Genomic DNA, 18,961 nt, shown 5'->3' with positions numbered 1-18,961 from the left:
TGCCGGCCGCCGGCCGGCAACCACGCGCAGGGCTGCGATCCGGCGCCGCGTTAAGGCCGATCCGGAAGGGCCTGATGCGCTCCGGTCATGAGCATATGCTTGACGATTGCTTCCGCCGCCCCCAGCGGCGGCTGATGCTGGCCGGTTACCGGTCGTGCCGGCCGCTGGCCGGCAATCACGCGCTAAAGGGCGGCGGCCGGCGCTATCGGGTCAGGCTGCCGGCAACGTACAGGCCAGCGAGCGCCAGGCAGGTCAGGGAACTGGCATACCAGAAGCGCGCACCGTTGTAGCCCGGGCGGACCCGGCCGATGATCAGCCCGGCCAGGCCCCGGCCGCCGAGGATGCCGATGATCCCCAGCAGCACCCAGCGGGTGCCGGGCAGCGGGCGTACCCAGCCGGCCGCCGACAAGGCATACAGCGTCCAGATGCCCAGCACGAGGGTGATCGCTGCAGTGATCAAGGCGGGTTCGGCACGCCCGGCACGGGCCAGGCGCACCATGCGTTGGCCGGCCCCGAAGAATTCATACCACGGGGCACCGAAGGCGATGCAGCCAATGTGCAGCAGCACCGCAAGCGCGGTGCCGGTGGCGGCCAGCAGCATCCAGAAGGGGGTGTCGGTCATGTCGTGCGTCGTCCGTGAGCGGGGGGAGCTCATGGTCGAGTGACAACAGCATCGGGGCAATCCAGGCAGCGGCCATTCGCTGGCAATTTCCGGTCGCGCTCAGGGCGCCGGACCGCAGGCATAGGCCAACACGGCCAGATGCCGCTGCGGGTCGAGCCCGAGCAGGGCCAGCACGGCGGCATCCTCGAAGGAGCCGATCGCGCAGCCGGCGGCGTTCATCGCCGCCACCTGCTGCCCCAGCGCCCCCAGCCAGACCCCGGCCTCGATCAATACGAAGCGGCCCCCCCGCTCACCGTACTTGGCCAGGGTGCCGGCCGGCTCGGCCACCAGGAACAGCACGGCGGCCGGCCGCTCCGGCCACGCCACGCCAAGCAGCCTGGACAGCGCCGGCCATGCGGGGCAGGGCGCCACCGGCACCAGCGCATGCGCGAGCGGGTCGTACCAATGGATGCCCGGCGCTGCGGCGATCGCATCGTCGGTGCCGTACAGCGCGGCATAGGCCTGGATCGGGTATTTGGCACCGCCGGACGGCAGCCGCCGCGTGTCGCTGTCACCGGGCCGGGCGCGCAGCGGGGCCAGCAGGCGCCCCAGTTCCGGCGCGCCCCAGCGTGCGTCACCGAACCGGCGGCCGCTGTGGCGCTGCGCGAGGGCGTCGCCGGGGTGCACCGGGTCCGGCAGGGCGATGCCGGCGGGCGCATGCAACGGCCGCGGCGGCGACCAGGCGCGAGCGGCATCTTCGGCGATGCGCGCGCCCATGACCTCGGCGCGGGCAGGATTGAGCTCGCCGTTGTGCCAGAACAGATGGAACAGCGGGGCATCCTGCCAGGGGGGCGGTGGTGACGGCATGCGGGCCTCGTGCATCAACCCAGCGGATGCGGGAAGGGAGTGGGAAACGTGTCGCTGTGCGGCACGCCGGGATACCGCCATGCCACGTCCCGGCAGCGGCCGCCGAGGAAGGGCGCACGCTCGTCGGCATGCAGGCCGCTGAGCGGCGGCGACACCACCCGCATCACCCGCAGGCCGGCCGCGGCCACATCGGCGGTGGTCAACTCGCGGTAGTACAGCGCGATGCCGGCATGGCCCAGCCGGCGCCGCAGCAGATCGAGCTCGGCGATCGCGCGCGGCGCTGCGGGCAGGATTGCCGCGCCCGGCGGTGGCAGCTGCAGGGTGCTCTCAGCGGCCTTCCCGAACAGCGGCAGCTGCGGCCACAGGTCCGGGCGCAGCGTGTAGAACGCGGCATGTTCGTCGAAGCTGCGCAGCGCCGCCGGTTCACGCGGAAGCCGTGCGCTTTCGCGGCCACACAGATGCGCGGCAAAGGTCAGCGCCTGCTGCCATTCCAGCAGCGCCTTGTGCAGCGCCTCGCCGGGATCGGCACGGCAGGCGATACCGAGCACGTGCCGGGGGCGGCCTTCAAACGGGATGCCGCCCGCGACCGCGATCACCGGGTGCGGGTTCCAGTGCTGGGTCAGGTCGAAGGCCTGCAGTTCGCCGCCGCGCGCGCGCGCATGGGCCTGCCACTGCGCGGGCAACGCAATTCGCCGCCCGGCCACACCGTTGAGCCAGGTCACCGCCAGCGCGTCGCGCTCGAGCAGCTCCTGGGCCGCACGCAGCAGCGCCAGCCAGGCGCCATCGCGGCCGTCCCGCCAGGCGGCCAGCCCGCTGGACGTCGACGGCAGTCGCGCCTGGCCGCTGCGAGGCCCCAGTCCGACCAGTTCCTGCGGCACCCAGACCACCCGGTTGTCATCCAGCGCATGCACCGCCGCGAACAGATCGTCGTCGCGTTCGGGCATCGGCCACGGAAAGCCCGGCGTGGCACGTTGGCTGGCCGAGAACAGCGCGAAGGCCGATTCGTCCAGACGTTGCGCGGGCGTCAGCGCATCGCGGCGACGTACGTCGACGCCCACCTGCGCCGCTGCCAGCCGCTCCAGCGCCTCGGCGACCGCGCCATCAGCGGCGGCCTCCGCGTCCAGCGCGACCGCGCCGGAGACGCCCTGCCAGGGATTGGCCGGGTCGGCCGGGGTGGCGGCATTGTGCACGCGCCGCCCGTCGAACAAGGGCCCGGTTGCATCGCAGGGGTTGGCGTCGATCGGCTGCGCGGGGCGCACCAGACCGCAGCGCGGACGCGCTGCGCCATGCAGCAGGTGCGACGACAGCGTGGGCGTTTCCGGCGCCGCCGCCCGCGCGGCGGCGCGGTTCATTTCATCACGCTCAGCCAGAGCATCATCTCGAGTGCGCCGACGGCGAACAGGCCCAGCAGCAGGGCGATGCCGATGCCGATACCGCGCCCGAGCGAACGCCCCGAGCGTTCGTAGACGAGGGCGTACAGGCCGACATACAGCCCGACGGCGACGAACAGGCCGAACAGCGGGTTGGAGATGCCCATGAACATGCTGCCGCCGATCGCGGCCAGCGGCAGGGCGAACAGCCCCAGCAGCACCCGGCCCGTGCGGCTCAGCCCGGTTGCCGGCGCTGTCGGTGTGTTTGTCTGCGCAGGCGCCGGATCGCGAACCCCGGTGCCGGTATCGACGGTATCGGTCGTGGCGTGTGCGTCGCTGCCGGCGGCCGTCGGCGTGACCGGGTCCAACTTGCCGAGCACCACGGCCGAGAGTACCGAGGTACCGAGCAGGGTAACGACGCAGGAGCTGCAGGTGGTCGACGTCGAACCGCCGCCTGCGGCGGCAAGGTCCTGGCGCGAGGCACTGGCATCGAACTGAGTAGGCAGGCGATACATGGGGTCACTCCCTTGACCGATGCGGAAACGCCCGGCGCGTGAGCCACGTTATCACGGGCGTCCGGCGTCCCAGGGCAACGACAGCGGGGGCGGCAATGACGCCTCGCCGTGCTGGCAGGCGGGGCACCACGGCAGCCGCACGACCCGGTCGCGTTCCCCGTGCAGCCGATGCAGGTCGAGCCAGACGCTGCGTTCGAGATAGCCCAGCAACAGGTTGGGCTGATCCAGCAGGGGCGCGACCAGCGCCGCGATCCGTGCCGGCTGCGCCGCGACGGCGGGCAGCGCCGGCACCGCCGCGTCGCCCCAGCGGCGCAGCACCCGGTTGCCCAGGCAATACACGCAGGCGCTCTGGCCCGGCACCACATAGGGCCCGAGCGCGAGCGTGTGGTGATAGCTGAGGTCGAGCAGCAGATGCGGCTGCGCCGGCATCCGTGCGCGGTAGCGGGTCAGCGCCTGTTCCCACCCGAGGCCATGCCTGACCAGGACCAGCAGATCGGCGTCGTCAACGGCATCGACGCGGTGCAGATCCGCGCTGGCATGCCGGTCGAACGCGTCGGCCAGGCCGGGCAGGGGGTCGCCGAGCCAGTCGAGTGCATAGCGGCGCACGTCGCGCACGGCCTGCAGCGGCACCAGTACGCCGAGGCGGATCAACTGGCGGACCGCCGGGCCGCAGTCGGCATCGTCCTGCAGGACCGCCAGCGTGTCGTCCTGCCAGTGGCCGAGGATCCGTTCGATGACGGCCGGGGTGTCGGCCTCATCGACCACGTACAGCTCGTCGGCGCCGCCGGACACCAGCAGCAGCGGGCGCCCGGCATGGGTCTGCGAGAACACGGCCCAGGCCGGATTGCGCGTCAGGCGCGGTGCTTCCGCGCGCGTGCCTGCGTGGTGCTGACTGCCTGCTGCGGCCACTGCGTACAGTCCGTGTATCGGTGAAGCGGCAAGGATAGCGGCAAACAGGCCTGCCACGTTCTGCTACGGTGCGCGCGTGCCCCTGTCACCTGCTGCCAACGCTTCAGTCCCTCAGCCGCCCTGGCGCGAGGCCATGCTGTGGATGCTGCTGCTCGGCGCGATGTTCATCCACGGCTACAGCTGGAGCAACCACTGGGCCGCCAGCCAGGCGCAGACCTACAGCCTGCATGGTCGCTGGGACGATGCGATGCCGTTCTGGGCGTGGACGATCTGGCCCTACCTGGCGTTGAACCTGCTGTACCCGCTGACCTTCTTCATCTGCCCGACCCGATCGGCGCTGCGCCGCCATGCGCTGGCCATTGCGCTGGTGCAGGCCGGCTGCATGCTCGTCTTCGTGTGCTGGCCGACCGGCAACATCCGCGTGCTGCCACAGCCGGAGGGCGCCAGCGGGCTGCTGTTCGCACAGCTGCGGGCGTTCGAGGCGCCGTTCAACATGGCGCCGTCGCTGCATGCCGCCGTGCTGGTGGTGGTATGGCAGGCATGGCGGCGCTGGTTGCAGGACGATGCGGCGGCATTGCGCTGGCTGTGGCATGGGGCGTGTGGCCTGATCCTGATCTCGACGCTCACCACCTGGCAGCACGATCTGCTGGATGTGCTGGCCGGCCTGCTGGTCGGCGCGCTGGCGCTGTGGATCGCGCGCTGCGTACCGCCGCACCGGGCAGGCGGCTGACCCGCAGGGGACGGCGAGGAACCAAAAAAAAAGGCCAGCGCGAACGCTGGCCTCGTTATCCACAGGGGTGACGCTTACTTGGTTTCGGCGTCGGCCGGGGTGAAGTGCGGCATCGCTGCGGCGGCGCCTTCCTTCTCGGTGGAGCGGCCGGCGAACTGGTTGGCAAAGCGCACATGGCGGGCGAACGCGGCGTCCGGGTCCTGGGCGATGGACGCCACCAGCGCACCGTTGAACGCATCGCCGGCACCGGTGGTGTCGAGCACCTGCACCTGTTCGGCGCCCACGCGGTAATACGGCTGGGTGTCACCGCGCAGGTTCTCCTCGGCGTGCGAGACGAACACGCCCACCGACCCCAGCGTCACCACCACGGTGCCGTTGCCCACCAGCTTGCGGCACAGCGCATGCAGGCTGGCACCGTCCAGCGCGGCCACGTCGTTGGCGTCCACGCGCTCACCCACATGGCGGCCGAGCAGGGCGGCGAACTCGGTCTCGTTGGGGGTCAGCACGTCGGCCAGCTTGAGCAGGCCGATGCTGGACGGGGCGTCGGCCGGGGCCACGTTGAGCACGGTGGTGGCACCGGCCTCACGGGCGATCGCCAGCGCCGCTTCGATGGTTTCCACCGGCGACTCCAGCTGCGCCAGCACCACCTTGGCGCCGCTCAGCAACGCACGCTGCTGCTCGACGTAGGCGGTGCTCAGGGCGGCATTGGCGCCCGGGCCGATCACGATCGTGTTGCGGCCGCGGCTGTCCACGTAGATGCCACCGGTGCCGGTCGGCTCGGTGCTGGCTTCGGCCTGCAGGGTGAAGCCGTCATCGGCGGCCAGGCCACGGGCCATCGCACCGCCGGCATCGTCGCCCAGCGCGCACACGAAGGTGGTCGGCGCGCCGGCGCGGCGTGCGGCGACGGCCTGGTTGAAGCCCTTGCCGCCCGGACCGGTGCTGTAGCGCCCGGCGATGGTCGCGCCCGGAGCCGGGAGCGCATCGCAACGCCAGACATGGTCCACATTGAAGGAGCCGACAACGACGACACTGCTACTCATAAAGTCTGTTTCTCAATGAACGGATATCAGCTGAAATGCGTCAGCACGCCGGCGATGGTCGCCGTCATGAAGGTGGCGATGGTACCGCCAAGCACCGCGCGCAGGCCGAACTTGGCCAGATCGTGGCGACGCTCGGGGGCCAGGCCACCAATACCACCGATCTGGATTGCGATCGAGCTGAAGTTGGCGAAGCCGCACAGCGCATAGGTGGCGATCAGGCGACCTTCGGCCGACAGGGTCATGCCCGGCACCTGGCCGTTCACGATCTCCGACAGCTTGGAGTACGCCACGAACTCGTTGATGACCACCTTCTGGCCGATCAGCGAGCCCACGGTGGTGGCATCGGCCCACGGGGTACCGATCACCCAGGCGATCGGCGCCAGCAGGTAGCCGAAGATGGTCGACAGGTCGGTCGGACGGCCGATCATCGCCTGCAGGCCGGAGACTTCGCCCAGCCAGGTCAGCGGCGCGTTGAGCAGGGCGATCAGCGCAATGAAGGCCAGCAGCATCGCGCCGATGTTCAGCGCCAGCTTCAGGCCGTCGCCGGCGCCGGCCGCTGCCGCGTCGATGATGTTGCTGGAGGTCTTCTCCACTTCCATCTTGACGGTGCCGCGGGTCAGCGGGGTGCCGGTTTCGGGCACCAGCAGCTTGGCCACCACCAGGGTTGCCGGCGCAGCCATGATGCTCGCCGCCAGCAGGTGCTTGGCGTAGAACGCCTGCTGCACCGGATCGCTGCCACCGAGCATGCCCACGTACGCGGCCAGCACGCCGCCGGCGATGTGCGCCATGCCGCCGATCATCATCGTGATCAGTTCGGACTGGGTCATCTTGGCGATGTAGGGGCGTACCGTCAGCGGCGCCTCGGTCTGGCCGATGAAGACGCTGGCGCAGACGCTGGTGGTTTCCGCGCCGGACACGCGCATGATCTTGGTGATCGCCCAGGCCATGCCACGCACGATCATCTGCATGACGTTGAGGTGGTACATGACCCCCATCAGCGCCGAGAAGAAGATGATGGTCGGCAGCACCTGGAAGGCGAAGATGAAGCCGAACTTGCTGGTGTCCATCAGGCTGCCGAAGATGAAACCGGAGCCCTCGTTTACGAAGCTCAGGATCTTCACGAAGCCCTTGCCCAGCGCATCGAACACATCGCGGCCGCCGGGCACCAGCAGCACCACCGCCGCAAAGGCGATCTGCAACGCGATACCGGTGACCACCAGGCGCCAGTCGACGGCGCGCTTGTTGTTCGAGAACAACCAGGCGATGCCGATCAGCACCACCAACCCGAACAGGCCGAAGCCAATCCTGCCCAAACCTTCGACCATGTGACTTCCCTTGGGGCGCCGCGAAAAACGGGAAGCCTAGAGCAGCGGCAGGGGCGGGGCAAGGAAAAGCGGCGTGCGCGAGCCGATCGGCGCCGATCCGGCCAGCATCGACAAGGGTTTGCGGGCCCGTGCCGGCTACACTAGTGACCATCGATCCGGCCCGGATGCGGGCCTGCAGCAGGAGAATCGCATGCTCTACCGCCGCCTGGGCTCCACCGGCCTGAAGCTCTCCGCCCTGTCCTTCGGGGCCTGGGTGACCTTCGGCGACCAGATCGCCCGCGACGAGGCCCGCAACCTGATCGCGGCGGCCTGGGACAACGGGGTCAACTTCTTCGACAACGCCGAGGGCTATGCGCGCGGCCGGGCCGAGCAGGTGATGGGCGACGTGATCGCCGACCTGCGCCTGCCGCGTGACGGCTTCTGCGTGTCCAGCAAGGTTTTCTTCGGCGCGGTGGACGACCCGCGTCCGACCCAGCACGGCCTGTCGCGCAAGCATGTGACCGACGCCTGCCATGCCGCGCTCAAGCGCCTGCGGGTGGACTATCTTGACCTTTATTACTGTCATCGCCCCGATCCGGACACCCCGATCGCCGAGACCGTGCAGGCGATGGACACCCTGATCCGGCAGGGCAAGGTGCTGTACTGGGGCACTTCGGAGTGGTCGGCGGCGCAGATCCAGGAAGCGGTCGATATCGCCCGCGCCGGCCACCTGCACGCCCCCTCGATGGAGCAGCCGCAGTACAACCTGCTGCACCGCGACCGGGTCGAACGCGAGTACGCGCCCCTGTATGCCGATGCCGGACTGGGTACCACCATCTGGTCGCCGCTGGCCTCGGGCCTGCTGACCGGCAAGTACAACGCCGGGGTGGACGCGCAGTCGCGGCTCGGCCAGGCCCAGACCGCCTGGCTGAAGGACCTGGTGCTCGGCGATCCGGCCGAGCAGCGGCTGGAGAAGGTGCGCCGCTTCACCGCGCTGGCCGCCCGGCTCGGCCAGTCGCCGGCGCAGCTGGCCATCGCCTGGTGCCTGCGCAACCTCAATGTCTCCAGCGTGATCCTCGGCGCCAGCCGGGTAGGGCAGCTGCAGGAGAACCTGGGCGCGCTGCGGGTGTTCGAAACGATGGATGAGACCGTCTGGCAGCAGGTAGACGCCGTTTTCAATTGATGGCATCAATCGAACTTCTCGGTTCGATCATTAATGCCATCAATCAAAATGAGAATGGTTGTTGATTGTCAACTGAGAATCATTATCATTTGAATCGTCCCTCGCACGAGTCCAGACGATGATGAACACTCAAGCTGCTGTACTGCTGCGCCCCGAAACGCTCACCCTCCGCGACCGCCCCGTACGCGTGGTGCCGCCCGAAGAAGTGATCGACAGCGAAGCCCTGCTCAAGGGCCGCCGCGAAATCCTGATCCAGCACGGCGACCGCTTCTATCGCCTGCGTCATACCAGCAACGACAAGCTGATCCTGACCAAGTAGTGCCGGCCGCCGGTGGCGTGCCGGCCGCTGGCCGGCAGCACCCGCCTGCGCCCTCGCGCCGTCCGCGCGGGTCTGCCCCTCCCCCCGGGCCCGCGTTGCTCCTGCTCTCTCCCCCTCGACACCTCGCCGGCGACTCCGGTCGATGGCGTGGGTCGGGGGTCTCCTCCTGCACCAAGCCGATTCCAGCCATCCCATGACGATCCGACCGACTGCCCTGAGCGCCGCCTTGTGGCTGGCGCTGCCGATGGCCGCGCATGCCGCTGCCGATGCCGCCACCTCTTCTGCCAACGACGCGCGCGAGTTCGATCGCGTGCAGGTCACCGCCACGCGCACCGAGCGCGCGCTGAGCGATGTGGCTGCCACCGTCGATGTCATCGACCGCGAGCAGCTGGACAACCACCTGGTGCAGAACATCAAGGATCTGGTGCGCTACGAGCCGGGCGTGTCGGTCACCAGCAGCCCGGCACGCTTCGGTCTGGGCGGGTTCCGCATCCGTGGCCTGGACGGCAACCGCGTGCTGATCCAGACCGACGGCATCGCCATGCCCAAGGCGTTCGACATCGGCAGCTTCGCCGACGCCAACCGCAACTTCACCGATCTGGAAACCCTCAAACGGGTCGAGATCGTGCGCGGCCCGGCCAGCTCGCTGTACGGCTCCGATGCGCTGGGCGGCGTGGTCGCGTTCGTTACCAAGGACCCGGCCGACTACCTCAAGGACGGCCGGAACAGCTACGTCGGCCTGAAGTTCGGCTACGACGGCGACTGGCAGGGCCTGCTTGGCAGCGCCACCACCGCCTTCGGCGGCGACCGCTGGAGCGGCATGGTCAACGTCAACCATCGCCAGGGCCAGGAAACCCAGAGCAACGGGGATGTCCGCAGCAGCGACCGCACCCGCACCGCGGCCAACCCGCAGGACCGCGACGGCCGCAGCGTGCTGAGCAAGCTGGTTTACGCCCCCAGCGACACCCAGCGCTTCAAGCTGACGGTGGAGGGCAACGAGGACAGCGTGGACACCAACGTGCTGTCGGCGATCGACCACACCACCACCACCGGCATGAAGGCCCGCGACCACCAGACCCGTGCGCGCGTGTCGTTCCGCCACGAGCTGGACGATGTGGGCATGGGCTTCGCCGACAGCCTGTCGTGGCAGGTGTACCGCCAGGACAGCGAGACCACCCAGCGCACCGATGAGGACCGCGCCAACCGCACCACGCGCCACCGCGAGTTCAATTTCGACCAGCGCGTGTACGGCCTGCAGGCGGTGTTCCACAAAGCCCTGGAAACCGGCGCGGTCGCGCATGCGCTGACCTACGGCGTCGACGGCGCCTGGACCGAAACCCGCCAGAAGCGCGACGGCTATCAGGTCCTCGCCAACGGAGCGATCAGCACCACGATCCTGCCCGACGCCTTCCCGGTGCGCGATTTCCCGATCAGCAAGACCACCGAGCTGGGCCTGTACGCGCAGGATGAAATGCGCTTCGCCGACGGCCGCTTCTCGCTGGTGCCGGGCGTGCGCGTGGACCACTACGAGCTGCGCCCCGAGGTGGACGGCATCTTCGCTGCCGACAACCCCGGCATGGCCGTGTCCGGCCTGACCAAGACCAGCGTCTCGCCGAAGCTGGGCATGGTCTGGCGCTTCGCCGACCAGTGGTCGCTGTTCGCCGGCTATGCGCATGGCTTCCGCTCGCCGCCGTACAACGACGTCAATCTGGGCTTCACCAACGTGATGTTCGGGTACACCGCCATTCCCAACCCGGACCTCAAGCCGGAAACCAGCGACGGCCTCGAGCTGGGCGTGCGCTTCCTCAGCCCGGCCGCCTACGTCAGCCTGAGCGGCTACTACAACGACTACAAGGACTTCATCGAGTCCCAGCGCCAGGTCGGCATCAATCCCCAGGGCCTGATCGTGTTCCAGTCGCAGAACGTGGCCGATGCGGAAATCTACGGTGCCGAGCTGAAGGCCGGCGTCGATTTCGGCGAACTGAGCCCGGCGCTGGCCGGCTGGTCGCTCAACGGTTCGGTGGCCTGGTCGCGTGGCCAGAACAAGACCGAAGACGTGCCGCTGGAATCCATCGACCCGCTGCGCGGCACGCTCGGCATCGCCTACGACCGCGATACGTGGGGCGTGGAGCTGGCCGGAACCTTCGCCAAGCGCAAGGATCGCCTGCCGCCCGCGGTCGGTGCCGCCGCGCCGTTCGCGCCGGCCGGGTATGGCGTGCTCGACCTGATGGCGCACTGGGACTTCGCACCCGGCGCCAAGCTCAACGTCGGCGTGTTCAACCTGGGCGACCGCACCTACATCGACTACTCGGGCATCACCTCTTCGCTGGCGACCAACAGCACGGTGATCGACCGTTTCACCAACCCCGGCCGCACCGTGTCGGCCAGCCTTGCCGTGAGCTGGTAGCCGCCATGAGCCGAGCCCTGTCCGCCTTCCGTCCCCTGGCCCACGCACTGCCTGCCACGGCCTTGCCCACCCCCGGACAACTCGCGGCCCTGGGCACGGTGCTGTGCCTGTACCGCCCCGACAGCAGCGAGCTCGGCGGCTGGAAGCGGGCGGTCTCCGCCCACGCCTGCCAGGGCATGGACAGCGAAGGCATCCGCGAAAGCCTGTGCTTCGCCGACGCCCGCGGCCGCTGCTGCTGGCGCCTGTACCTGCTGCCCGACAGCGACTACCTGGCCTGGGACCGGCTGGTGGGCGCATTCCCGGCACGGGCCGAGCCGGTCAGCGACGGCGGTGTGGCCGAGCGCCTGTGGCGTCGCCTGGCGGTCCGTCTCGGCGGCGAGCCGTGGCGCATGTGCGCCCTGCGTCTGCACACGGCCGAGGATGGCCGTGGGTTGGCGGCCAGCCTGGCCCCGCTGTCGTCGCTGGGCGCGGGCATCGCCCGCCACATCGCCGATGTCGAGGGCGCGGAGGGCGAGCTGTGGGTCGACGACTGCTGCTGTGCCACGGCCGCGCGCCACGGGCCAGCCGCCGACCCCGCCGATCCGCCGTTGATCCGGTTGTAATCCACCTTGCAAGCCACTCCAGAAGGGACCTTCAGATGAAACTCCAGACAGCCAGTGCGTGGCTGCTGCTCGCCAGCAGCGGTGCCGTCCACGCCCAGCCCTCCGACCTGCAGCGCGACCACGACAGCATCCTGGCAATGAAAGGCGAGTACATCGTCGATTTCGCCTTCGATGAGACCGTGCTGCTCAAGCCCGGCTACGAGCGCGCGCCGGCCGTGCGCAGCGGCGGCAACGAAGTGGTGATCGTGGTCGAAGACTCGCCCAGGCGCATCGTCCTGCAGCACCTGCTGGTGGACGGCAAGAGTGGCCACGTGACCAAGCACTGGCGCCAGGACTGGGTGTACGAAGCGCCGAACCGGTTCGAATTCAGCGCCGACCAGACCTGGCAGGTGCGCACCCTCCCGGCCGCGGTCAACGCCGGTGCGTGGACCCAGTGCGTCTATGAAGTGAGCGATGCGCCGCGCTACTGCGGCACGGGCAAGTGGGCCTATGACAACGGCGTGGCCACCTGGACCAGCGACCTGAGCTGGCGCCCGCTGCCGCGCCGTGAATACACCCGCCGCAGCGATTACAACGCGCTGGCCGTGGTCAACCGCCACACGCTCACGCCGAACGGCTGGACCCACGAGCAGTTCAACACCAAGATCCTGCGCGGTGCCGATGGCAGCCAGCAGGAGATCGCACGCGAGTTCGGCTTCAACGACTACAACCGCACCACCGACGTCGATTTCAAGCCGGCCTACGACTACTGGACCGCCACCGCCGGCTACTGGGCCAAGGTGCGCCAGCGCTGGGACGGCTTCCTCGGCCAGGCCCCGGGCGTGCACCTGAAGACCAAGCTGGACGGCATGGCGATGATCATCCCGTTGTTCACCCAGGCCCAGGACATCCATGACGGCAAGAAGGTCAAAGACGCCGAGATCGACGCAGTCTTCAAGCAGTGGGTAGAAAAAGCCCCGTAACGCGGGCCGTAGAGCCGGGCTCTGCCCGGCCGCTTTGGGGGGCCGCGTTCCCGGCCCCCCCTTCGGCGTTACGCCTCCCGCAACGCCAGCGCCGGCGGGGTACGCAGAATGCGCCGCGTGCCCAGCCACCCCGACGCCATGCTCAGCACCACGCCCAGCGCACCGCCCAGCAGCAGCGGCCCCCACGGCGGGCTCAGCTGCAGCTCGAACACCTGGCGTGCCACCACACTGCCCAGTACCGCCGCCGTACCGACCGCCAGCAGCGCCGACAGCAGCCCCAGCAGCCCGAACTCCACCAGCACCGCCCCGCGCAGCTGCGTCCGCGTTGCGCCCAGCGTGCGCAGCACGGCACTGTCGTAGCGGCGCTCGCCGGCGGTGGCCTGCAGCGCCGCCAGCAGTACCAGCAGCCCGGCCAGCAGGCTGAAGCCCATCACCAGCTGCACCGCCTGGGTGACCCGGTCGACCACCTCGCGCACCCGTTCGAGGATGCCGTCGATGTCCAGCAGCGAGATGTTGGGATGCTCGCGGGTCAGCCCGGCCAGCGCCGGCGCCTGCGTGCGCGGCAGATGGAACGCGGTGATCAGGTTGTAGGGGGCATCGCCCACCGCGCCCTCGTTGAGCAGCAGGAAGAAGTTGACCCGGAACGAATCCCAGTCCGCCTTGCGGATGCTGGTGATGGTGAAGCGACGCTCCTGGTCGCCCATCTGCAGCGTCACTGTGTCGCCCAGTTTCATCCCGTAGCGCTCGGCCCAGCCCTGTTCGATCGATGCCTCCGCCGCCGTGCTGCCGACCGCCCAGAAGCGGCCCTCCAGCAACTGGTTGGCCGGCGGGAAATCATGCCGCCAGGAGAAATTGACCGGGCGGTTGGCGTCGTCGTCGTCGTTGCTGTTGTCCTCGCGCTGCTGCCGCTGCGGCGCGCGGTCGTTGACGGCCAGCAGGCGGCCGGTACTGAACGGCTCGATGCCCGGCGCCACCACGCCCAGGCCCTGCAGGGTCGCCAGTACCGCCGCGCGCTGTTCCGGCTGGATGTTCATCAGGAAGTAGTTGGGCGTATCGCTGGGCAGCCGGTCGCGCCATTGCGCCAGCAGGCCCGGGCCCACCACCGACAGCAGCAGCAACGCGCACAGTGACAATGACAGCCCCACCAGCTGCATCACTGCCAGCCCGCGGCGCCGGGTCAGCGCCGCCACGCCCAGCTTCCAGCGCCCGCGCAGGCGGCCCTGCAGGCCGCGCAGCAGCCACAGCAGCAGCGCACCCACGCCCCCGGCCAGCGCCGCCAGCGCGGCCAGCCCGCCCAGCACCCAGGCGGCCAGCCGTACATCGCCGGTGGCCTGCACGGTCAGCGCCACCGTGGCGGCCAGCGCGGCCAGATAGACCAGTACCGAGCTGGGCGGCAGTGCGGCGAAACTGCGGTTGAGCACGCGCATCGGCGGCACCCGGCGCAGCCGCAGCAGCGGCGGCAGGCCGAAGCCGAGCAGCAGTACCAGGCCGATGCCGGCGCCGCTCAATGCCGGGGTGGCCTGCGGCAGCGGCAGGCGGTTGGGGACCAGCCCGCCCAGTGCCTGCACCAGCCCAGCCTGCGCGGCCAGCCCCAGACCGATGCCGACCAGGCAGGCCGGCACGGCCAGCATCACCAGCTGCAGCGCCATCGCGGCCAGGATGTCGCGCTGGCGCGCGCCCAGGCAGCGCAGGATGGCCACCTGGTCGATCCGGCGCATCGCAAAGCGGTTGGCCGCCAGGGCCGTGGCCACGCCGGCCAGCAGCACCGCCAGCAGGGCGGCCAGCGACAGGAAGCGGCCGGCGAGGTCGAACGCGCCGCGGACGCCGCGCTGGGTGTCGGCGATCCCGACGATGCGGTAGCCCTTGGCCTGCGGCGCCAGCCACGCGCGGAAGTCGGCGATCGCCTCGGCCGGGCCGGCGAACATCATCCGGTAGGACGCGCGGCTGCCCGGACCGAGCAGGCCGGCGCGGTCGACATCGACGCGGTTGACCAGCAGCGGCGGCGACAGCTGCATCAGCTCGCCGGACGTGTCCGGCTCGGCCTGCAGCACGCGGGTGACGGTGAGGGAGCCGGCGCCGAACTCCAGCGCATCGCCGATCTTCAGCCCCAGCGCCTGCATCAACCGCGGGTCGGCGTAGGCCTCTCCCGGTGGTGGCGTGCCGGCGGTTTCGCTGGCGGCATCGTGCAGGGCACGGCCCACGCGCAGCTCGCCGCGCAGCGGATAGCCCGCGCTGACCGCCTTGATGTTGGCCATCTGGCTGTCGTCGCCGTGGAACAGCACGCTGGGGAAACTGACCATGCGGGTGCTGGCCAGCCCGCGCGTGCGCGCGGCGTCGGCAAACCGCGCCGGCACGTCCTCGCGCGCGCTCAGGCCAAGATCGCCGCCCAGCATCTCGGCGGCACTGCTGGTCAGCGCCAGCGTGACCCGGTTGACCAGGGTGCCGACTGCGGTCATGACCGCCACGCCGAGGACCAGCGCGGCGAACACGGTCAGCAGGTCACCGGCGAGAAACTCGCGGCGCAGCGCCCGCGCGGCATGGCGGATGACATTCATGCCGGCGTGCCGATGGACGCGTCGACCAGGCGGCCGCCATCCAGACGGTAGATGCGTTCGCAGCGCTGGGCCAGGCGCAGGTCGTGGGTGACCAGCACCAGGGTGGTGTCGCTGCTGGCGTTGAGCGCGAACAGCAGGTCGCTGATCTGCTGGCCGGTGGCCTGGTCCAGGCTGCCGGTGGGCTCGTCGGCGAACAGGATGCGCGGGCGTGCAACGAACGCGCGCGCCAGGGCCACGCGCTGCTGCTCGCCGCCGGAGAGCTGGCGCGGATAGTGGCGCGCACGATGGCCGAGGCCGACCTGCTCCAGCACCTCGCGCACCCGCGCCGCATCCTCGCGCCCGGCCAGTTCCAGCGGCAGGGCGATGTTCTCTTCGGCGGTCAGCGCCGGCAGCAGGTGGAAACTCTGGAACACGAAGCCGACCTCGCGCGCGCGCAGTTGTGCGCGGGCTTCCTCGTCCAGCGTGTCCAGCGATTCCCCGGCCAGGGTGATGCGGCCGCGGCTGGGCAGGTCCAGGCCGGCGAGCAGGCCGAGCAGGGTGGTCTTGCCCGAACCTGACGCGCCGACGATGGCCACGCTCTCGCCTTCATGGACGGTCATGCCGATGTTGTCCAGTATGTGGACTTCACCCTCCGGGCCGCGGGCGGATTTGCCGACGTCGTGGGCGGAAATGGCGACGGGCGCGCTGCGGGGGGACAGGCTGTCGATGAGGATTCTCCAATGTACCGAACGAAGTGGAAGCGGCATCAGGCCGGGTGGATCGTGGTACTGGCAGCATTGCTGTGGTGGCCGCTGCTGGCGTGTGCCAAAGGTCCGGAACCCCGCCACGCGGTGCTGGTGGTCGGGGACAGCCTCAGTGCCGCCCACAATATCCCGGCGGCCTCGGGCTGGGTAAACCTGCTTCAGCAGCGGGTCAACCAGCAGATCAAGCCCCCGCCGGCGATCATCAATGCCAGCATCAGCGGCGAAACCTCCTCCGGCGCGCTGACCCGGCTGCCCGGGCTGCTGCAGAAGCACCGGCCCTCGGTGGTGGTGATCGAGCTGGGCGGCAACGATGCGCTGCGCGGGCTGACCCCCGCCCAGCTGCGCGGCAACCTGGAGAAGATGATCCTGGCCAGCAAGGCGGCCGGGGCCAAGGTGCTGCTGCTGGGCATCGACGTGCCGCCCAACTACGGCCCGGCCTACCGCCAGCGGCTCAAGCAGGTCTATGCCGATCTGGCGCGGGAGCACAAGGTCGCGCTGCTGCCGTTCCTGCTGGACGGGGTGGCGCTGCAGCCCGGATCGATGCAGGCCGACGGCCTGCATCCCACCGCGGCCGCGCAACCGCGGGTGCTGGACAACGTCTGGCCCCTGCTGAGACCCCTGCTCTGATTGTGTCGTGACCGGCTTCACACGGCGTCCACTGCCCATGCGGCATGTTTCACAAAGCTGAAGAAAGAGGGACTCTCATGCGTCAGACAAAGGAAACCTCCGGCCTGGTGCTGGTGGTCGAAGACAACCGCAACATCTCCGAGATGATCGGTGAATACCTGGAAGGCCGCGGCTTCGAGGTCGACTACGCCCAGGACGGGCTGGACGGCTATCGCCTGGCGGCGGAAAACAGTTACGACGTGGTCGTGCTGGATCTGATGCTGCCGCGTCTGGACGGCATCGAGGTCTGCCGCCGGCTGCGCAACGACGCCCGCAAGTCCACCCCGGTGCTGATGCTGACCGCGCGCGATACGCTCGACGACAAGCTGACCGGCCTGGGCTTCGGTGCCGATGACTACCTGACCAAGCCCTTCGCCATCCAGGAACTGGAAGCGCGGCTGCGCGCCCTGATCCGCCGCGAGCGTCGCCAGGTGGGCTCGGAAGTGCTGAAGGTCGCCGACCTGGTGCTCGATCCGGTCAGCATGCGTGCCACGCGTGCGGGCACCGAGCTGCAGCTCTCGCCGATCGGTCTGCGCCTGCTCACCATCCTGATGCGCGAGTCGCCGCGGGTGGTGACGCGCCAGGAAATCGAACGCGAGATCTGGGGCAACGGCCTGCCGGACTCGGACACCCTGCGCAGCCATCTGTACAACCTGCGCAAGATCATCGACAAGCCGTTCGACCGCCCGCTGCTGCACACCGTGCAGAGCGCAGGCTACCGGATCGCCGATATCGCCCAGCCGATGAGCTGAGCGCACCGCGTGATGAAGGTATGACCGAGTGGGCCCCCCGGGGCCCCGGGATCCTCGACGACCTGGCGCATGCCCGGTCGTTCGGGTGTCTTGCACGATGGAATCACGGCGCGCTTTCCTATAATCGCGGCGAACCGCCCTGGACCCCGTAATGCCGCACGGTCTGCCGCGCAAGATACGTATCGTTTTCATCCTCCAAGCCGTGCTCGCCAGCCTGGGCATCCTGCTGGGCGCATGGCTGGTGTCGCTGGTGATCAAGCACAGCCTGGTCAGCAGCGCGCTGCGCGAGGAAGCCGCCTATTTCTGGCAGCTCCACGACGCCTCGCCGGCGCAGCCGCCGCCGAACACGCAGAACATCCGCGGGTATCTGCTCGAGGCGGGGCAGTCGAGCCTGAGCCTGCCGGCCAACCTGCGCACGCTGGGGCCGGGGTTCCACGAGCTGAAGGACGACGACCAGCTGGTGCTGGTGGATGCCCGCGAGGAGGGCCAGCTGTACCTGGTGTTCCTGCGCTCGCGTGCGGAGATGCTGGCCTTCTGGTTCGGCATCGTGCCGGTGCTGCTGACCCTGCTGGCGGTGTACGGCGCCTCCTGGATCACCTACCGCGCCTCCAAACGGCTGGTGTCACCGGTGAACTGGCTGGCGCGGCGGGTGTCGCGCTGGGACCCGGGCCATCCGGAGGCGGCAGACCTGGCGGCGGACCAGCTGCCGGCGGACATGCAGGGCGAAACCCGGCAGCTGGCCGCTGCGCTGCACTCACTGGCCACCCGGGTCAGCGCGCATGTGGCGCGCGAGCGCAACTTCACCCGCGATGCCAGCCACGAGCTGCGTACCCCGCTGACCGTGATCCGCGTCGCCAGCGACATGGCCCTGGGCGATGCGGAAATGACCCCGCGCCTGCGTCGCGGTCTGCAGCGCATCCAGCGCGCCGGCCGGGACATGGAGGCGGTGATCGACGCGTTCCTGATCCTCGCGCGCGAGGCGGACGTGGAACCGCAGGTCGAGCTGTTCGATGTCAATGACATCGTGCGTTACGAGGTCGACAACGCCCGCGAACTGCTGGCCGGCCGGCCGGTGGAGATCCACATGCACAGCGCAGGGCCGGTGCACCTGCACGCGCCGCCCCGGGTGCTGCAGGTGGTGGTCAGCAATCTGCTGCGCAATGCCTGCAGCTACACCGACGAAGGCAGCATCGAGGTGGACGTCGAGCAGGACCGGGTGGTGGTGCGCGACACCGGCATCGGCATGTCGGCCGACGCCCTGGCCCGGGCGTTCGAGCCGTTCTACCGCGCCGACCCGACCCGGCCGCAGGGCACCGGGCTGGGCCTGTCGATCGTGCGCCGTCTCTGCGACCGGTTCGGCTGGAAGATCACCCTGACCAGCGAACCCGGCGTCGGCACCCAGGCGACGATCGTGTTCCGCTGACGCGGGGCAGCGG

The 18,961-nt window shown here is 69.7% G+C and carries 18 protein-coding genes; 9 read left to right on the top strand and 9 right to left on the bottom strand.

The annotated features are described in order from the left end of the window. Positions 1–202: 202 nt before the first annotated feature. From ACO6VK_RS01620 to ACO6VK_RS01600, 5 genes are all read right to left on the bottom strand, one after another. A complete protein-coding gene (locus ACO6VK_RS01620) occupies positions 203–622 on the bottom strand; it encodes a hypothetical protein (protein WP_411849925.1) in 420 nt (139 codons plus the stop codon). Positions 623–721: 99 nt separating this feature from the next. Then, positions 722–1,468: a SagB/ThcOx family dehydrogenase gene (locus ACO6VK_RS01615; RefSeq protein ID WP_422505145.1), complete on the bottom strand. Its 747-nt coding sequence runs from the start codon at positions 1,466–1,468 to the stop codon at positions 722–724. Positions 1,469–1,482: 14 nt separating this feature from the next. Beyond that, positions 1,483–2,820: a YcaO-like family protein gene (locus ACO6VK_RS01610; RefSeq protein ID WP_422505144.1), complete on the bottom strand. Its 1,338-nt coding sequence runs from the start codon at positions 2,818–2,820 to the stop codon at positions 1,483–1,485. Then, the gene (locus ACO6VK_RS01605) at positions 2,817–3,353 is read right to left on the bottom strand and encodes a hypothetical protein (RefSeq protein ID WP_422505143.1); all 537 of its coding nucleotides are present in this window, start codon (positions 3,351–3,353) and stop codon (positions 2,817–2,819) included. Before ACO6VK_RS01605 ends, ACO6VK_RS01610 begins: the two co-directional genes overlap by 4 nt. A 51-nt stretch (positions 3,354–3,404) precedes the next feature. After that, the gene (locus ACO6VK_RS01600; RefSeq protein ID WP_422505142.1) at positions 3,405–4,262 is read right to left on the bottom strand and encodes a hypothetical protein; all 858 of its coding nucleotides are present in this window, start codon (positions 4,260–4,262) and stop codon (positions 3,405–3,407) included. A gap of 133 nt (positions 4,263–4,395) precedes the next feature. Here ACO6VK_RS01600 and ACO6VK_RS01595 point away from each other — a divergent pair, with 133 nt between their 5' ends. Then, on the top strand, positions 4,396–4,992 hold the full coding sequence (locus ACO6VK_RS01595) for a hypothetical protein (protein WP_411849930.1): 597 nt from the start codon (positions 4,396–4,398) through the stop codon (positions 4,990–4,992). Between the two features lie 74 nt (positions 4,993–5,066). Here the strand turns inward: ACO6VK_RS01595 and ACO6VK_RS01590 are convergent, their stop codons facing one another. Both ACO6VK_RS01590 and ACO6VK_RS01585 read right to left on the bottom strand, forming a co-directional pair. Then, entirely contained in the window at positions 5,067–6,032 is a 966-nt protein-coding gene (locus ACO6VK_RS01590; protein ID WP_422505141.1) for a ribokinase, read from the bottom strand. A gap of 26 nt (positions 6,033–6,058) precedes the next feature. After that, positions 6,059–7,357 carry a NupC/NupG family nucleoside CNT transporter gene (locus ACO6VK_RS01585; RefSeq protein WP_422505140.1) on the bottom strand — a complete coding sequence of 433 codons (1,299 nt, stop codon included), beginning with the start codon at positions 7,355–7,357 and terminating at the stop codon, positions 6,059–6,061. Between the two features lie 190 nt (positions 7,358–7,547). Between ACO6VK_RS01585 and ACO6VK_RS01580 the strand changes: the two genes are divergently transcribed. The 5 genes from ACO6VK_RS01580 to ACO6VK_RS01560 all read left to right on the top strand — a co-directional run bounded on the left by ACO6VK_RS01580 (position 7,548) and on the right by ACO6VK_RS01560 (position 12,809). Then, positions 7,548–8,519, top strand: coding sequence for a potassium channel beta subunit family protein (locus tag ACO6VK_RS01580; protein WP_422505139.1), 972 nt, complete (start codon positions 7,548–7,550; stop codon positions 8,517–8,519). 121 nt (positions 8,520–8,640) lie between these two features. After that, positions 8,641–8,838 (top strand): hemin uptake protein HemP, encoded by a 198-nt coding sequence (gene hemP / locus ACO6VK_RS01575; protein WP_019182448.1) that lies wholly within the window; start codon positions 8,641–8,643, stop codon positions 8,836–8,838. Between the two features lie 193 nt (positions 8,839–9,031). Then, a complete protein-coding gene (locus tag ACO6VK_RS01570; RefSeq protein ID WP_422505138.1) occupies positions 9,032–11,245 on the top strand; it encodes a TonB-dependent hemoglobin/transferrin/lactoferrin family receptor in 2,214 nt (737 codons plus the stop codon). A gap of 5 nt (positions 11,246–11,250) precedes the next feature. Further along, positions 11,251–11,847 (top strand): Hemin transport protein, encoded by a 597-nt coding sequence (locus ACO6VK_RS01565; RefSeq protein WP_422505137.1) that lies wholly within the window; start codon positions 11,251–11,253, stop codon positions 11,845–11,847. Between the two features lie 35 nt (positions 11,848–11,882). Further along, the gene (locus ACO6VK_RS01560; RefSeq protein WP_422505136.1) at positions 11,883–12,809 is read left to right on the top strand and encodes a DUF6607 family protein; all 927 of its coding nucleotides are present in this window, start codon (positions 11,883–11,885) and stop codon (positions 12,807–12,809) included. A gap of 68 nt (positions 12,810–12,877) precedes the next feature. Here ACO6VK_RS01560 and ACO6VK_RS01555 read toward each other — a convergent pair whose 3' ends face one another. Both ACO6VK_RS01555 and ACO6VK_RS01550 read right to left on the bottom strand, forming a co-directional pair. Next, a complete protein-coding gene (locus tag ACO6VK_RS01555) occupies positions 12,878–15,364 on the bottom strand; it encodes an ABC transporter permease (protein ID WP_422505135.1) in 2,487 nt (828 codons plus the stop codon). After that, on the bottom strand, positions 15,361–15,963 hold the full coding sequence (locus ACO6VK_RS01550) for an ABC transporter ATP-binding protein (RefSeq protein ID WP_422505134.1): 603 nt from the start codon (positions 15,961–15,963) through the stop codon (positions 15,361–15,363). The genes ACO6VK_RS01555 and ACO6VK_RS01550 overlap by 4 nt, the downstream gene beginning before the upstream one ends. A 120-nt stretch (positions 15,964–16,083) precedes the next feature. Between ACO6VK_RS01550 and ACO6VK_RS01545 the strand changes: the two genes are divergently transcribed. The 3 genes from ACO6VK_RS01545 to ACO6VK_RS01535 all read left to right on the top strand — a co-directional run bounded on the left by ACO6VK_RS01545 (position 16,084) and on the right by ACO6VK_RS01535 (position 18,948). Further along, the gene (locus tag ACO6VK_RS01545; RefSeq protein ID WP_422505133.1) at positions 16,084–16,734 is read left to right on the top strand and encodes an arylesterase; all 651 of its coding nucleotides are present in this window, start codon (positions 16,084–16,086) and stop codon (positions 16,732–16,734) included. Positions 16,735–16,811: 77 nt separating this feature from the next. Further along, the gene (locus ACO6VK_RS01540; protein WP_019182442.1) at positions 16,812–17,525 is read left to right on the top strand and encodes a response regulator transcription factor; all 714 of its coding nucleotides are present in this window, start codon (positions 16,812–16,814) and stop codon (positions 17,523–17,525) included. Positions 17,526–17,676: 151 nt separating this feature from the next. Then, positions 17,677–18,948: a sensor histidine kinase gene (locus ACO6VK_RS01535; protein WP_422505132.1), complete on the top strand. Its 1,272-nt coding sequence runs from the start codon at positions 17,677–17,679 to the stop codon at positions 18,946–18,948. The last annotated feature ends 13 nt before the right edge of the window (positions 18,949–18,961 follow it).

Source organism: Stenotrophomonas sp. GZD-301 (assembly GCF_049310345.1).
In the GTDB taxonomy this organism is placed as follows: domain Bacteria; phylum Pseudomonadota; class Gammaproteobacteria; order Xanthomonadales; family Xanthomonadaceae; genus Stenotrophomonas.
The sequence above is the reverse complement of the archived record's forward strand: the minus strand, read 5'-3'. Positions and strand labels throughout refer to the sequence as shown.